Here is a 13,174-nt window from a genome sequence, read left to right on the forward strand (position 1 = left end):
AGCACACAGCACAAGTTAGCAACAAGCCACCATTTATGAAACAAGTTCTGGTCACCGGAGGCGCTCACCGCCTGGGCGCAGAGATCGTTCGCCAATTTGCGGCGGCGGGCTGGCGCGTGTGGTGCCATTACCAAAGCTCGGCCACGGCAGCGCAAGCGCTTCAGGCCGAACTGGGTGCCCAAGGGGCTTTCGTCGAATTGGTACAGGCCGATCTGGCGGAACACGCCGAAGTCGAACGCATGGTGGCCCGCATTGCGCAAAGCCACGGACCGCTGGATTGCCTGGTCAACAACGCTTCGCTGTTCGAGCCCGACACCGGGGCTGCAATAGACCTGACCGGCACCCGCCAGCAACTGGAGGTGAACCTGATCGCGCCACTGGCTTTGGCATCTTTGATGGCAAGGCAAAACGCACCCGAGGCCACGCCCGGCCAGCGCAGCGTGATCCACATCTTGGACCAGAAGGTGTTCAATCTGAACCCGGACTATTTTTCATACACCGTCTCCAAACTGGCGCTGGAGCGCTCGGTGGCCTTGCAGGCGCAGGCCCTGGCCCCTTTGCGTGTGTGCGGGGTGGCACCTGGCCTGATGTTTTTGAGCGGCCCGCAAACGCAGGACAACTTTGACCGCGCCAGCCGCGTGAACCTGATGCGCCAGCCGATCGACCCAGCTCAGGTGGCCGCCACCTGCCTGTTTCTGGCACAAAACCCTTGCATCACCGGCACCACGGTGTGCGTGGACAACGGCCAGCATTTGGTGCCCCTGGAACGCGATGTGATGTTCTTGGCCGACACGCCCCACCCGAAAGACGCGTCATGAGCGACAAACTGAACACGGCCATGACCGAATTGGCGCTCAACTGCCGCCGCCTTTTTTTGCGCAACCACACGGTGGACGTGCGCATTGGCGCACACGACTTTGAAAAACTCGGCCCACAGCGCATCGTCTTCAACGTCGAACTGTTCGTGCCCTACAGCGCATCCACACCCACACAGGACGACCTGTCTGAAGTGGTGGACTATGACTTCATCCGACACGTGATAGCCCGGCGCATCGCCCTCGGGCATGTGGTGCTGCAAGAAACCCTGTGCGATGACCTGATGCGCGAGCTGATCGCGCACCCGCAGGTTCAGGCGGTGCGCCTGTCCACCTGCAAACCCGATGTGTACCCGGACTGTGAAGCCGTCGGGGTCGAAATTTTCCAGATCAAACCAGCCTCATGAAAACCCCTGCCGGACACCAAACACTGGAGCTGACTGGTTTGCGCTTTGACGCCAACCTGGGCATCCTCGAACACGAAAAAATCGACCCTCAGCCGATTCAGGTCGATGCCGAGCTGAACCTGGGCACGCAGCCCCTGCTGCCCAGCGACGACGACATCCACCATGTGCTGGATTACCGCAAGGTGCGCAAGATCATCATCGACGAATGCACGGCAGAGCACATCAACTTGCTGGAGACGCTGATCGGCAAACTCTCGAATCGCCTGATGCAGCTGCCTGGCGTGCTGGGCGTGCGCGTCAAGATTGCCAAACTTGAAATTTTTGAAGATTGCGAAGTGGCCATTCGCATGGAAACAGGACAGTGGTGAACCCCATGAACACAACAACCGACAACACCTGGGTGGACGCCGAAGCCGAAGCCAGTGCAGCGGCGGCCAAAGCCGTCAAGATCGAGCGCGAAACCCACAAGCTCGAAAAACGCTTGTGCCGCCAGATGGGCCAAGCCATCAGCGACTTCAACCTGATCGAAGCGGGCGACCGCATCATGGTCTGCATGTCCGGCGGCAAAGACAGCTACGGCATGCTGGACATCCTGCTCAAGATGAAGGCCCGCGCCCCGGTGGACTTTGAGCTGGTGGCGGTCAACCTCGACCAAAAGCAGCCCGGTTTTCCCGACCACATCCTGCCCGCTTACCTGAAAGAGCTGGGCGTGGAATACCACATCGAAACGCAGGACACGTATTCGATCGTGAAAGACAAAATCCCCGAAGGCAAAACCATGTGCAGCCTGTGCTCGCGTCTGCGGCGAGGCATTTTGTACCGCGTGGCGCGTGAGCTGAAGTGCAACAAGCTGGCTCTCGGCCACCACCGCGACGACATGCTGCAAACCTTCTTTTTGAACATGTTCTTTGGCGGCAAGCTCAAGGGCATGCCCCCTAAGCTGGTCAGCGACAACGGCGAATTCATGGTCATCCGGCCGCTGGCTTATGTGGCCGAAACCGACCTGATCCGTTGGGCAGCGCACCGACAGTTCCCCATCATCCCGTGCACACTGTGTGGCAGCCAAGAAAACCTGCAACGCCTGCAAGTGGGCAACATGCTGCGCGAGTGGCAAAAGAAACACCCTGGCCGCATTGAAAACATGTTTGCAGCCCTGCAAAACGTGGTGCCCTCGCACTTGATGGACGCCAAGCTGCACGACTTCAAGGACCTGAAGATCACTGGCATCGAATCGGATGACGGCGACAAGGCTTTTGACGAAGAGACATTCTCCGAACCCGGCTTGCCCGGCATTCAAGTGGTCTCGATGTAAATCCAGGAGGTGCGCCATGCACAAGGCAACACAAGAGCTCTCACGGCGTTTTTCAGTGGCCTTGGCTGCACTGGCCTTGACCCTTTTGACGGGCTGCGCCTCGATGCGCCTGATCGACAGCGATGTGGTTTCCGTGGCGGCAGTTCCGCCGGGCATGAGCCTGCAGGGCGCCAAGTACCGTTTTGAGCGCCTGCCTTCACAGACCAACAACCCCGAAGCCGGACTGGCCGAACAACAAGCCCAGGCGGCCATGACGGCCGTGGGCTTGGTGCGCGACGATGCAAGCGCCAGCCTGAGCGTGATGGTGGGCTTCAGTGGCACCCAATACCAAGCTGATCCTTGGGGTCGCCCGATCGGGCCGGGCTGGACACCTTACGGCAATGTCGGCGTGGGTATTGGCATTGGCATTGGTGCTGGCTCGCACATCGGACTGGGCACGGGCATGCGATTTCCGCCACCCACTCAGTACCGCCGCGAGGTCAGCGTGATCATGCGCGACTTGAAATCAGGCCAAGTGGTCTACGAAACCCGCGCCAGCCATGCTGGCCCATGGAGCGACAGCGTGCCGATTTTTGCCACGCTGTTCCAAGCCGCACTGGCCAACTTCCCCAACCCGCCCGCAGGCTTGCGCCGGGTGAACATCGAACTGCCGCGCTGAACCGTTGAACCCAAATCGAATTCATGGAACCCACCCGCATTTTGGCAATTCGCCACGGAGAGACCGACTGGAACGTGGACACACGGTTGCAAGGTCATCTTGACATCCCGCTCAACGATGTGGGCCTGCGCCAAGCGCAGCATTTGGCCAGGGCGCTGGTGCAGCGCGATGCCATCGATGCCATTTATGCCAGCGACCTGTCTCGTGCCCATACCACCGCCCAAGCGATTGCACAGCTTCTCGGCCAAAGCGTGAACACACACACAGGCCTGCGCGAACGCCACTTTGGCGCGTTCCAAGGGCGCACCTTTGCAGAGATCGAGACTGAACTGCCCGAGCACGCTTGGCACTGGCGCAAGCGCACCCCCGACTGGACGCCGCCTGAAGGAGGCGAATCGCTGATGGTGCTGCGCGAACGCATCGTCAACACGGTGGACGAACTGGCCGCCAGGCACCCAGGCCAGCAAATCGTGCTGGTGGCGCACGGCGGCGTGCTGGACATCCTGTACCGCGCCGCTACCCGATTGGCGCTGCAGGCACCGCGCACCTGGCAACTGACCAACACCGCCGTGAACCGCCTGCTGTGGACGCCGCAAGGCCTGTCACTGGTCGGCTGGGGCGACACCTCGCACCTGGAGTCGCTGGGCAAGGACGAAACAACCGTCTAAGCGGCAAGATAAAGACGTGCGAGCGGCGGCTTCTGCCCGAACATGCATTGGCGATCGGGGAAAGATGACCGGCGCTGACGCCGTCGATCGACCCATCCCTCATCACTGCCCAAACGACTTGGGCGGTGTCACGCCCAGATGCTTGAAAGCCGCCAAGGTCGCCATGCGACCCCGCGGGGTGCGCTGCAAATAGCCTTGCTGAATCAAATATGGCTCGATCACGTCTTCGATCGTGTCGCGCTCTTCGCCGATGCTGGCGGCGATGTTGTCCAGCCCCACAGGGCCGCCGTCAAAGCGGTGGATGACGGCTTCGAGCAGTTTGCGGTCCATCAAATCAAAACCTTCAGGATCCACATCGAGCATGACCAGCGCTTTTTGGGCGATGCCCTTGTGGATGGTGCCGTCGCCTTTGACATCGGCGTAGTCGCGCACCCGGCGCAGCAGGCGGTTGGCGATGCGGGGCGTGCCACGCGAACGGCGCGCGATTTCGAACGAGCCTTCCGGGTCAATCGGCGCTTTGAGCAAGCCGGCGCTGCGGGTCACGATGCGGGTCAGCTCTTCAGGCGTGTAGAACTCCAGTCTTGAGACGATGCCAAAGCGGTCGCGCAACGGGTTGGTCAACATGCCGGCCCGGGTGGTCGCGCCCACCAGCGTGAAGGGTTGCAGGTCGAGCTTGATGCTGCGGGCCGCCGGGCCTTCGCCGATCATGATGTCGATCTGGTAGTCCTCCAGCGCGGGGTACAAAATTTCTTCGACCACGGGCGACAGGCGGTGGATCTCGTCAATGAAGAGCACATCGTTGCGCTCCAAATTGGTCAGCAGCGCCGCCAAATCTTTGGGTTTTTCAAGCACCGGCCCACTCGTCTGACGCAGGTTCACCCCCAGCTCGGCCGCAATGATGTGGCTGAGCGTGGTCTTGCCCAAGCCCGGCGGGCCAAACAACAAGACATGGTCCAAAGGCTCTTCGCGCATCTTGGCGGCGCTGATGAAAATCTCCAGCTGCTCACGCACCTTGACCTGGCCCACGTATTCGTCGAGCAGCTTGGGGCGCAGAGCGCGTTCAATCGCCTCTTCTTGGTGGGAAACGGGGGCCGCCGAAATGACCCGAGCTTCGGGTTGCGGGGCGAAATCGTCGGTGCGGATGCTCATGGCTCAGTTCGTCTTCATTTGTTCAAGGCTTTGAGCGCGAGCTTGATGCCCTCGCTCACGCCCACATCCACGGGCAGGCTCTTGAGGGCGGCAGCGGCTTCTTTGTCGTTGTAACCCAAGGCAATGAGTGCTTGCTGGATGTCGTTTTGCGCATCGCTGGTGTTCACAGCGAACAAACCGCCCAAGTCACCGCCCAGCTTGCCTTTGAGCTCCAGCAACAAACGCTCGGCGGTCTTCTTGCCAATGCCGGGCACTTTGACCAGCCGCCCGACCTCTTGCGTCGTGATGGCTTGGGCCAAATCGGTCACGCTCATGCCCGACAGCACGCTCAAGGCGGTGCGAGGACCAACGCCCGAGATTTTGATGAGCTGGCGAAAGGCCTCGCGCTCGCTCAAGCTGGCAAAGCCATACAGAATTTGCGCGTCTTCGCGCACCACAAAATGCGTGACCAGACTGACTTTTTCACCCGTGGCAGGCAGGTTGTAAAAGGTGCTCATGGGCACATTGACTTCGTAGCCCACGCCATGGCAGTCCACGATCACCTCGGGTGGGTTTTTGTCGCTCAGGATGCCGGTGAGTTTGCCAATCATGGAGGGGAGCCCTTGGGTTGCGCGGTATAGAGGAAAATCAAGGCTCCACGGCCTGCAACAAACCGGTCGAAACCACAACGAACAGGATTATCCACTTGATCGTCAGACACACCTTCACGCCGCACAACAATACCCGCTTGTCGCACCTGTGCGGCCCGATGGATGCCCATCTGCGCACCATCGAAGCGGGCTTACAAGTGAGCATTGCACACCGCCACGAGCAGTTCAAGGTGGACGGACCCAAAGCGGTGGCCCTGCGGGCCATGGAAATTTTGCAGGCCATTTACGAACGTGCCGACCGCCCGATTGCACCCGACATGGTGCAGCTCATGCTGGTGGGCGACAGCGGCGGCGAAGAAGCCGACCTGCCCAGCTTGCAAACCCGCCGCACCGACCTGAAGGCCCGCACACCGGTGCAGGCGGCCTATCTGGAAAGCATTGCCAGCCACGACATCACCTTCGGCATTGGCCCGGCGGGCACTGGCAAGACGTATCTGGCGTGGCCTGCGCGGTGGATGCACTGGAGCGCGCCAGCGTGCAGCGCATTGTGCTGACGCGCCCGGCGGTGGAAGCCGGTGAGCGTCTGGGCTTTTTGCCCGGTGACCTGTCGCAAAAGGTCGATCCGTATTTACGCCCTTTGTATGACGCGCTGTACGACCTGATGGGCTACGACAAAGTTCAAAAAGCGTTTGAGCGCAACGCGATCGAGATCGCACCGCTGGCCTTCATGCGCGGACGAACGCTGAACAACGCCTTTGTGATTTTGGACGAAGCCCAAAACACCAGCACAGAGCAGATGAAGATGTTCCTGACCCGCATCGGCTTTGGTGCCAAGGCGGTGGTCACGGGTGACGTGAGCCAGATTGATTTGCCCAAGGGCCAACTGAGCGGCCTGATTGACGCCGAGCGTGTCTTGAAGCGCGTCAAAGGCATTGCATTCACCCGCTTTAGCAGCGCTGACGTGGTGCGCCACCCGCTGGTGGCCCGCATCGTGGACGCTTACGATGCACAAGGCAGTGCTGCCATGCGCGCGGGTGTGAACACCCGACGCAAACCTTTGCCCACCGACGATTGACGCAGCTGCGACATCTCGACCTTTTCCACGCAGGCTCCGCCCCCACTTTGAACGACACCCGAAAAACAATGGCCCTGAAACAACTCCAACTGTCCCTGCAATTCGGTGACATTCCCTATGCAGCCCGCCACCGCGCCGCCCTGCCCCGCCATGCCGTGACCCGCGCCATCCGCCACGCGCTGGCGGACGACGCCGAAATCACCGTTCGCATCGTGGGCGAAGATGAGGGCCGCGAGCTGAACAAGAGTTATCGCAAGAAAGACTACGCCACCAATGTGCTGACGTTCGATTACGAGCAAGAACCCGTGGTGATGGCCGACTTGGTGCTGTGCGCTCCGGTGGTCGCTCGCGAGGCCAAGGAGCAAGGCAAGACGCTGGCGGCGCACTACGCGCATTTGCTGGTGCATGGCACTTTGCACGCGCAGGGCTGGGACCATGAGACCAGCGAGGCCGATGCTGAGGAGATGGAGGCCTATGAAATCGACATCTTGGCGGGATTGGGATTGAAGAACCCCTATCGGTAAAGGAGTGAGGTTTCGGTTTGGGTAGGGCCGGGCTCCTCATGACGGGGTACCGAAAATCGTCACCCGGCCCTACCCAAACCGAAACCGTTGTGCACATCAACCACTCTTGAATTTTGAATGACCACCGAGGTGAATGGGGCGATGCGGCGGTCACCGATTTTCGGTACCCCGTCATGAGGTGACCGCCGCATCGCCCCATTCGCCGCTCTCCCATCGAATTCAAAGCAACCGCACCTTCACACTCTTGCCCTTGATCTTGCCGTGTGACAACTGAGACTCCACCTTTTTGGCCAGTGCAGCCTGCACCGCCACATAGGTCGAAAACTCGTTCACATTGATCTTGCCGACCTGTTCGCGGGTCAGGCCACACTCACCGGCCAAAGCCCCCATCACGTCGCCAGCGCGGATTTTTTCCTTGCGGCCACCGACGATTTGCAAAGTGCGCATGGGCGGCTGCAAGGGCCCGCCCGCAGCAGGCGTCAAGCCAGACAACGGCTCCCATTTGGACTCGCGGCCCTGCATCACCTCGATCTTGCCGACCGAACCCATCTCGTCCATGCTGGCCAGCGTCAGGGCCAAGCCTTCGGCATCGCCTCGCCCCGTGCGTCCAATGCGGTGAATGTGGATTTCAGCGTCGGGCGTCACGTCCACATTGATCACCGCTTCGAGGCCCTCTACGTCCAGCCCGCGTGAGGCCACGTCGGTGGCCACCAACACCGAACAGCTGCGGTTCGAAAACTGCACCAGCACCTGGTCGCGTTCGCGCTGCTCCAACTCACCAAACAGTGCCAGGGCGCTGTAGCCCTGCGCCTGCAACACGGCCACCAAATCGCGGCACTGTTGTTTGGTGTTGCAAAACGCCAGCGTGCGCTCGGGGCGGAAATGCGCCAGCAATTTCGACACCGCGTCCAAGCGCTGACTCTCGCTGACTTCGTAATAGATCTGTCGGATCTTGTGCGCGCTGTGTTGCGCATCGACCTTGACGGTTTGGGGCGCACGCATGAACTGCGCGGCCAGTTTGGCAATGCCTTCGGGGTAAGTGGCCGAAAACAACAGGGTCTGGCGGTCTTTGGCGCACTGGCGCACCACCTTGACGATGTCGTCAAAAAAGCCCATGTCCAGCATGCGGTCGGCCTCATCCAAGACCAGTGTGTTCACGCCTGCCAAGCTGAGCGAGCCGCGCTCCAGATGGTCCAAGATGCGGCCGGGCGTGCCCACCACCACATCCGCGCCGTGCTCCAGACTCACCGTTTGACCGCGCAAGGCCACACCACCACACAAGGTGACGACTTTCACGTTCTGGCGAGCGCGGGCCAGGCGGCGGATTTCTTGTGTGACCTGGTCGGCCAACTCGCGTGTGGGGCAAAGGATCACCGCTTGAATCGCCGCGCTGGGTGAGCCCGCGCTTTGCAAGCGTTCGATCAGGGGCAGGCCAAAGGCGGCGGTTTTGCCGCTGCCGGTGCTGGCTTGGGCAATCAGGTCTTGCCCGGCCAAGGTCAGCGGCAAGCTGGCCGCTTGGATGGGCGTCATCTGGGTGTAGCCCAGTTGTTCGAGATTTTGGAGGGTGGCGGGCGCCAGCTGGAGCTGGGCAAAGCGAACGGCGTTCGCGTCTGGTGTTTTTGCAGTCATGCCCCGATTATCGGGGGCGGGCATGGTGGCTGCAGATCGACACGCGTGGCCGCGTTCAAGCGCTCATGCGCATCGGGATCGTGATGGGCCCGTCATTGACCAAGGACACCTTCATGTCAGCCGCAAAGCGTCCGGTCTGCACCCGAGGGTGCGCTTGCTGGGCTTGGGCCACAAAGTGCGCGTACAGGCGCCGCCCGTCTTCGGGCGCTGCTGCCTGTGTGAAGCTGGGTCGGTTGCCGCCCGCCATATCGGCGGCCAGCGTGAACTGGCTGACCACCAGCAAGCCGCCGCCCACATCCTGCACGCTCAGGTTCATCTTGCCCGCGTCGTCACTGAAGATGCGCAGCTTGAGCATTTTGGCCAGCATCCGATCGGCCACGGCTTCGGTGTCGCCTTTTTCGGCGCACAACAGCACCAGCAAGCCCGCGCCGATTTGGCCGATCACGGCCCCCTCGACCCGCACACTGGCTTCACTCACCCGTTGCAGCACCGCGATCATTTCAAATCCCGCGTGTCGTGAAAATGCGCTTCCACGTCGCTGGGCAAAAGCTGGATGGTGGCGCGCAAGCCGGGCACTTCGCTCATGAGGGCTTGCTCCACACTGCCCCGCAAGGCAGCCGCTCGCCCCAAGGTCCAGCTGGCGGGCATGTGCATGTGCACATCGACAAAGCGACGCTGCCCTGCTTTGCGGGTGTGCAGGTGGTCAAAGCGGATGATTTCGGTCTCGCCGCGCTGATGGGCAAAACCGTCCAATACCTTCTGTACTTCGGCCAAAACTTCAGGCTCCAGGGCTTCGTCCATCAGGCCTTGCGAAGAGAGCCAAATCAGGTGCCAGCCTTCTTTCAGAATGTTCAGGGCCACGCCAATGGCCACCACCGCGTCCAGCCACAGCCAGCCCGTCACGCTGACCAACGCAATACCCATCACCACCCCGGCAGACGTCCAGACATCGGTCACCAAATGCCGCGCATCGGCCTCCAGCGCCAGCGACCGGTGCTGCTTGGCAGCACGAAACATCAGCCAAGCCAGCAGACCGTTCAAGGCCGAACTGCTCACGGACAGCGCCAAACCCAGACCCACTTGCTCGATGGGTTGCGGGTCAAACACGCGATGCCCGGCGGCCCAGATGATGCCCAGTGCCGCCACCACGATCAGGATGCCCTCGAAGCCCGAAGAAAAGTACTCGGCTTTGTGGTGCCCGTAGGGGTGTTCTTCGTCGGCAGGCATGGCCGCCACGGTGACCATCATCAAACCAAAAATGGCACTGGCCAGGTTGACCAGAGATTCCATCGCATCCGACAACAAACCAACCGAGTCGGTCAGCCACCAAGCCATTGTTTTGAGGCCAATGGTGATCAACGCGACCAGCACCGAAGCCCACAGCATGCGTTTGGGCGTCATCCAGGAATCAAGGCTTTTCATGCTGGCAGGATACCGTTGGAAAATGAACCGACGATGAAGACCTGCGGGTTCTGGCGGCTGATCAAGACAGCGTCACCTTGGCAAACTTGCGCTTGCCAACCTGCACCACGTAGGTGCCCGCTTCGAGCTTCAAGCCCTTGTCGCTGACCACGCTCGAATCCACACGCACACCGCCGCCCTCAATCAAGCGCCCGGCTTCGGTGGTCGAAGGAGCCAAACCCGCCGACTTGAGCAAGGCCCCGATGCCCATGGGCGCGCCCGACAAAGACACTTCAGGGATGTCGTCCGGCACGCCACCTTTGCTGCGGTTGATGAAATCCTGCTCGGCAGCATCGGCGGCCGCTGCGCTGTGAAAACGCGCCGTGATCTCTTTGGCCAGCATGACTTTGGCGTCCTTGGGATTGCGCCCGCCTGCCACCTCTTGCTTCAAAGCCTCGATCTCGGCCATGGACTTGAATGACAACAAGGTGAACCAGCGCCACATCAACACATCAGAAATGCTGAGCACCTTGGCGAACATGCTGTTGGGCTCTTCGGCGATGCCGATGTAGTTGTTTTTCGACTTGGACATCTTGTCCACGCCATCGAGACCTTCCAACAGCGGCATGGTCAAGATGCATTGCTGCTCCTGACCGTACTCGGCCTGCAAGTGGCGGCCCATGAGCAGGTTGAACTTCTGATCGGTGCCGCCCAACTCCAGATCGCTTTTGAGGGCCACCGAGTCGTAGCCCTGCATCAAGGGGTAGAGGAACTCGTGCACCGAAATCGGCGTGCCGGCCTTGAAGCGGTCATGGAAATCGTTGCGCTCCATCATGCGGGCCACCGTGTACTTGGCCGCCAACTGGATCATGCCCATAGAGCCCAGCGGTAGCGACCACTCACTGTTGTAGCGGATTTCTGTTTTGGCGGGGTCCAACACAAGGCTGGCCTGCTTGTAATAGGTTTCAGCATTGGCCTTGATCTGCTCAGGGGTGAGCGGCGGGCGGGTGCTGTTGCGTCCCGAAGGGTCCCCGATCAGGCTGGTGAAGTCGCCGATCAAAAAGATCACTTGGTGCCCCAAATCCTGCAACTGGCGCATCTTGTTGAGCACCACGGTGTGGCCAATGTGGATGTCGGGGGCCGTGGGGTCCAAGCCCAGTTTGATGCGCAAAGGCACGCCCGTGGCTTCGGATTTGGCCAATTTTTGCAACCAATCCTCCTTGGGAATCAGCTCCTCGCAGCCCCGCAAAGTGACTTCCAAAGCGTTCCGGGTCTTGTCCGTGACCGGGAATTTTGTAACAAGCGCTTGATTCATAAGGGTTTTTTCTAAAGTCAAATGGGTATAGAACGGTACAATGACTGGCTATCTCCGGATCGCCCATTTTAAAGGCGCGCTGACTGTACAAATCGTGTCGCCATATCGCCAAAGCTTTGGTCGACACGAAACACTTCCGAATTGATGCATTTTCTCGCTTCCATCCAGTCCCGACTGGCCTCCTTGTTCATTGGCTTCTTGTTCCTTTGCACCACGGTGCTCGGCGCAGTGCTGATGACCGCCCAGCGCGCACTGACTTGGCTGGACGGACAACACCCCCAACTCGTACACACGCTGCAGGCTTTAACCCGTTGGTTAAGCCGCCACCCCAAAGCCATCAGCGCGACACTGGCCTCGGTTTTGCTGGCTGGCGGTGGTGGCGCATTCGCCATCGCCAACTTGGGGCCCGATATTGCCGATCAACCTGTCGTCACACTCACCGTGCCCGTCGAGATTGACCGACTGCAAGAGCAGGCCCAATCTCTGGATCTGACTCAGATGCGCCTGTCGCGCACCGAGAGCACGCGCTCATCGGACACCCCCGAAAGCTTGCTGCGCCGTCTGGGCCTGGTGGACCCGGAGGCGGCTAATTTCTTGCGCAAAAACCCCGTGGCCAAACAGGCCCTCAAACAGGCTGGCCGTTCCGTCGTAGCTGAAGCCGACGGACAACAGCGCTTGCTCAATCTCAACGTGCGTTGGCTCAACAACGAAACGGACACCTTCTTCCAGCGCTTGGCCATCAAGCGCACAAACCAAGGCCTGGAAGCGGCCCTGGAAACCTCGCCAATGAACACCAGTGTCCGCATGACGGGTGGCACTGTGGCGAGCTCTCTTTACGATGCTGCGGATGAAGCCCGCTTGCCTGATGCCGTGATTGGCCAGCTGACGCAGATTTTTTCCAACCAAATCGACTTTCATCGCAACTTGCGCAAGGGAGCCCGCTTTTCGGTGGTCTACGAGGTGCTGGAGGCAGACGGCGAGCCCGTGCGTACGGGTCGCGTGCTGGCAGCCGAGTTCAACAATGGCAACAAGACCTTCGAAGCCGTATGGCACCAGGAGCCTGGCCAAAAAGGCAACTACTACAGCATCGACGGCAAAAGTCTCAGCCGCACCTACTTGGCATCACCCGTAGCCTTCTCCCGCAAGACCAGTGGCTTCAGCATGCGTCTGCACCCCATATTCCAAACCATGAAAGCCCACTTGGGGGTCGACTATGCAGCCCCAACCGGCACACCTGCGCAGACGGTGGGCGATGGCGTGGTCGAATTTGCGGGCGTTCAAGGTGGCTTTGGCAACACAGTGATTGTTCGCCATGGCAACAACCACTCCACCGTCTATGCCCACCTCAGTCGCATCCAGGTACGCAAGGGACAAACTGTTCAAAAAGGACAAGCCATTGGTGCCGTTGGCTCGACGGGCTGGTCTACAGGCCCTCACCTGCACTTCGAATTCCGAGTCAACGGCACACACGTTGACCCGCAAAAAGTCATTCAGCAAGCCCAAAGCACACCACTCAGCCCGGCTGGCATGGCGCGATTCAAGTCCGCTGCAGCGCAAGCCAAGGCGCAACTGCTGGCGGCTGCACAAATGAGAGAAGTCACTTCACAGTGACCATCCAGGGCCGAAAGGCC

At 60.4% G+C, this 13,174-nt stretch carries 14 protein-coding genes and 1 pseudogene; 9 read left to right on the forward strand and 6 right to left on the reverse strand.

What is annotated here, in order from left to right:
* Positions 1-35: 35 nt before the first annotated feature.
* From ACZ5RG_RS11315 to ACZ5RG_RS11340, 6 genes are read left to right on the forward strand one after another with little or no spacing between them, the layout of a single operon-like run.
* Positions 36-818 (forward strand): SDR family oxidoreductase, encoded by a 783-nt coding sequence (locus ACZ5RG_RS11315; protein WP_464447076.1) that lies wholly within the window; start codon positions 36-38, stop codon positions 816-818.
* Positions 815-1,222: a dihydroneopterin aldolase gene (locus ACZ5RG_RS11320; RefSeq protein ID WP_409418270.1), complete on the forward strand. Its 408-nt coding sequence runs from the start codon at positions 815-817 to the stop codon at positions 1,220-1,222. The genes ACZ5RG_RS11315 and ACZ5RG_RS11320 overlap by 4 nt, the downstream gene beginning before the upstream one ends.
* Entirely contained in the window at positions 1,219-1,590 is a 372-nt protein-coding gene (locus ACZ5RG_RS11325) for a dihydroneopterin aldolase (RefSeq protein ID WP_019430159.1), read from the forward strand. Before ACZ5RG_RS11320 ends, ACZ5RG_RS11325 begins: the two co-directional genes overlap by 4 nt.
* A 5-nt stretch (positions 1,591-1,595) precedes the next feature.
* Positions 1,596-2,534 (forward strand): tRNA 2-thiocytidine(32) synthetase TtcA, encoded by a 939-nt coding sequence (gene ttcA, locus ACZ5RG_RS11330; protein ID WP_464447077.1) that lies wholly within the window; start codon positions 1,596-1,598, stop codon positions 2,532-2,534.
* A 16-nt stretch (positions 2,535-2,550) separates the two neighbouring features.
* On the forward strand, positions 2,551-3,192 hold the full coding sequence (locus ACZ5RG_RS11335; RefSeq protein ID WP_298600456.1) for a DUF4136 domain-containing protein: 642 nt from the start codon (positions 2,551-2,553) through the stop codon (positions 3,190-3,192).
* A 23-nt stretch (positions 3,193-3,215) separates the two neighbouring features.
* The gene (locus ACZ5RG_RS11340; RefSeq protein ID WP_298600453.1) at positions 3,216-3,860 is read left to right on the forward strand and encodes a histidine phosphatase family protein; all 645 of its coding nucleotides are present in this window, start codon (positions 3,216-3,218) and stop codon (positions 3,858-3,860) included.
* Positions 3,861-3,962: 102 nt separating this feature from the next.
* Here the strand turns inward: ACZ5RG_RS11340 and ruvB are convergent, their stop codons facing one another.
* Together ruvB and ruvA are read right to left on the reverse strand one after the other, a co-directional pair.
* Entirely contained in the window at positions 3,963-5,009 is a 1,047-nt protein-coding gene (ruvB, locus tag ACZ5RG_RS11345) for a Holliday junction branch migration DNA helicase RuvB (protein ID WP_019430155.1), read from the reverse strand.
* A gap of 14 nt (positions 5,010-5,023) precedes the next feature.
* A complete protein-coding gene (gene ruvA / locus ACZ5RG_RS11350) occupies positions 5,024-5,599 on the reverse strand; it encodes a Holliday junction branch migration protein RuvA (protein WP_464447078.1) in 576 nt (191 codons plus the stop codon).
* A gap of 95 nt (positions 5,600-5,694) precedes the next feature.
* Between ruvA and ACZ5RG_RS11355 the strand changes: the two are divergent.
* Positions 5,695-6,674 (forward strand): annotated as a pseudogene (locus ACZ5RG_RS11355) (PhoH family protein).
* Positions 6,675-6,742: 68 nt separating this feature from the next.
* Positions 6,743-7,198 carry an rRNA maturation RNase YbeY gene (gene ybeY, locus ACZ5RG_RS11360; protein WP_298600517.1) on the forward strand — a complete coding sequence of 152 codons (456 nt, stop codon included), beginning with the start codon at positions 6,743-6,745 and terminating at the stop codon, positions 7,196-7,198.
* Positions 7,199-7,417: 219 nt separating this feature from the next.
* Here the strand turns inward: ybeY and dbpA are convergent, their stop codons facing one another.
* From dbpA to tyrS, 4 genes are all read right to left on the reverse strand, one after another.
* Positions 7,418-8,827, reverse strand: a complete 1,410-nt coding sequence (gene dbpA, locus ACZ5RG_RS11365) for an ATP-dependent RNA helicase DbpA (protein ID WP_464447079.1) — start codon at positions 8,825-8,827, stop codon at positions 7,418-7,420.
* Positions 8,828-8,882: 55 nt separating this feature from the next.
* Positions 8,883-9,326 (reverse strand): D-aminoacyl-tRNA deacylase, encoded by a 444-nt coding sequence (gene dtd, locus ACZ5RG_RS11370; RefSeq protein WP_464447080.1) that lies wholly within the window; start codon positions 9,324-9,326, stop codon positions 8,883-8,885.
* Positions 9,323-10,249 carry a cation diffusion facilitator family transporter gene (locus ACZ5RG_RS11375; RefSeq protein WP_312261428.1) on the reverse strand — a complete coding sequence of 309 codons (927 nt, stop codon included), beginning with the start codon at positions 10,247-10,249 and terminating at the stop codon, positions 9,323-9,325. Before ACZ5RG_RS11375 ends, dtd begins: the two co-directional genes overlap by 4 nt.
* Positions 10,250-10,310: 61 nt before the next feature.
* Entirely contained in the window at positions 10,311-11,543 is a 1,233-nt protein-coding gene (gene tyrS / locus ACZ5RG_RS11380; RefSeq protein WP_312261430.1) for a tyrosine--tRNA ligase, read from the reverse strand.
* 144 nt (positions 11,544-11,687) lie between these two features.
* Between tyrS and ACZ5RG_RS11385 the strand changes: the two genes are divergently transcribed.
* A complete protein-coding gene (locus ACZ5RG_RS11385) occupies positions 11,688-13,154 on the forward strand; it encodes a M23 family metallopeptidase (RefSeq protein ID WP_298596889.1) in 1,467 nt (488 codons plus the stop codon).
* Positions 13,155-13,174: the final 20 nt, after the last annotated feature.

Source organism: Limnohabitans sp. TEGF005, from assembly GCF_055394835.1.